The following is a 548-nucleotide window of genomic DNA, read 5'->3' as shown; positions in this document are numbered from 1 at the left end:
ATAACAACGGCATCACTGATTCCTTCTACATCCCTAATTCTTTCTTCAATCTCTCCCAATTCAATTCTAAACCCTCTAATTTTAACTTGTTCATCTATTCTACCTAAATATTCAATATTTCCATCTTCATTCCAACGAGCTAAATCTCCCGTTCGATAGATTCTCTCATTTGGTCTGTAAGGATTAACTACAAATTTTTCAGCCGTCAGTTCTGCTCTGTTTAAATACCCTCTAGAAACACCTGAACCACCAATACATAATTCTCCCGGCATACCAATTCCACATATACTCTTGTTATTCAAAATATATATTTGAGTATTGGCAATTGGCTTTCCTATCGGAATGATTTCTCTATTATCTTTCCCGTTAAATCGATATGAAGTAGCTACAACCGTAGCTTCAGTTGGACCATATAAATTGTTTATATTGTCTATACTTGCCCCTGTTATCTCCTCATACTTCGCTATCAGATCACTAGTAAGTGGTTCAGCTCCTAAATATAGTCTTTCAAACTGCTTTAATTCATCCGCTTTTCCATTTTTTTCTGC

The 548-nt window shown here is 35.4% G+C and carries 1 protein-coding gene; it reads right to left on the bottom strand.

Going from position 1 to position 548, the window contains the following annotated elements; all coding sequences use genetic code 11:
* Positions 1-548: AMP-binding protein (locus JDS82_RS29005; RefSeq protein ID WP_165502271.1), on the bottom strand; the 548-nt coding region annotated here is incomplete at both ends.

This window comes from Bacillus cereus group sp. N14 (genome assembly GCF_016483555.1).
Classification (GTDB): domain Bacteria; phylum Bacillota; class Bacilli; order Bacillales; family Bacillaceae_G; genus Bacillus_A; species Bacillus_A wiedmannii.
The sequence above is the reverse complement of the archived record's forward strand: the minus strand, read 5'-3'. Positions and strand labels throughout refer to the sequence as shown.